The sequence below is a fragment of the Arthrobacter sp. Y3225116 genome, from assembly GCF_059091245.1.
This window is the reverse complement of the sequence record NZ_JBNHGL010000423.1, coordinates 1-1,351: the sequence shown is the minus strand read 5'-3', so window position 1 is coordinate 1,351 and position 1,351 is coordinate 1. Positions and strand designations below refer to the sequence as shown.

Here is a 1,351-nt window from a genome sequence, read left to right as displayed (position 1 = left end):
CGCGTGGGCGGCCACCCCTGAGCTGGCCGGGACCGGCCTGCTGGCCGTACTGACCCGCACGGATGCCGATGCCCCGCTGGACCCGATGGCCGAAGCGAAGCTGCTCGCGCGGGACGGAATCTCCGTGCTGCCCCTGGGATACGACCGGCACCTGGCCGGCGGAGTGGAACTCGACCCGGGCCTGATGTCCCGCGCCGTCCGGCTGCAGGCGGCCGAGCTGGCCTCCACCGCGCTGGCCCTGGCGATGGAGCACACCGGCCGATGAGCGTGAAGATCTTCCACCGGCCGGCCCGGACCACCGCCCCGGCGCGCGAGGCCGCCCCCTTCAGCCTGGAGGCCCCTCCGCCCATGGGCGAGAAGGCCGGCAGGATGAACGCCATGGCGCTGATCCCGCTGCTGGGCGCCGGATTGTCCATGACCGTGATGATGCTCTTCCGCGGCAACAGCCTGGCCGCCGTCGGCGCCATCGCGATGATCGTGACCGTTGTCGCGTCCATCGTCATGATGCTGGGCCAGCGCGGCCGGGCGGCCCGCGCCCGGGCCGAAGAACGCGACCGCTACCTGGAATACCTGGAGGAGTCCCGGGCCACGCTCCGCGCGGACGAGCAGCGCACCATCACCACGGCGCGCACCAGCAACCCGGAGCCCACCGCCCTCTTCGACATCATCCGCAACACGCAACGGCTCTGGGAGCGGCGGCGCGGCAACGAGGACTTCCTGCACGTGCGGATCGGTTCCGGCGAGCGGATCAGCCGGCAGATCATCATCAACGAGCAGGGCCCAGCCACGGCCCAGCGCGACACCTTCATGGACAACGAGGTCCGGATCCTGCAGCGGCGGTATGAGACGTCGCCGGATTTGCCGCTGACCCTGCCGCTGGACTCGGCCGGCAACGTCAGCATCATCGGCTCCCGCGGGTTCGTGCTCAACGCCGCCCGGAACCTGCTCGCCGAGGCCTGTGCCTTCCACTCGCCCGAGGACCTGCACGTGGGGATTGCGGCCGGCGAAGACCGGCTGGGCGACTGGGACTGGGCCCTGTGGCTGCCGCATCTGGCGGACCAGAAGCAGGCCCACGCCACCGGCCCGGTCCGCCGGGTGGCCCGGTCCCTGGACGAACTCGGTGCCGTGCTGGCCGACGAGCTGAACCGCCGCGCGGTGGTGGCTGCCGAATCCTCCAAGAACGCCCGGGGTGCCAGCCAGCACCTGCCGCGGCTGCTGGTGCTCGCCGACTGCTACGGCGGGCTGCCCGAAGAACTCGTGCTGCCGGACCGGCACGCCGGGCTGGCCCACCTGGGCATCACGGTGGTGTACCTGGTGGCCGACCGCGGGCAGGAACCCGGCGAGGTCGGCG

General features: G+C 72.2%; 1 protein-coding gene and 1 pseudogene. Both read left to right on the top strand.

Annotated elements, in window-relative coordinates:
• Window positions 1–265, top strand: a 265-nt coding sequence (locus AC5RV2_RS18015) for a hypothetical protein (protein ID WP_494093462.1), incomplete at its 5' end; no start/stop codon positions are given.
• A pseudogene (locus AC5RV2_RS18010) lies at window positions 262–1,351 on the top strand (type VII secretion protein EccC); the annotation flags it as partial. The gene AC5RV2_RS18015 and the pseudogene AC5RV2_RS18010, both read left to right, overlap by 4 nt.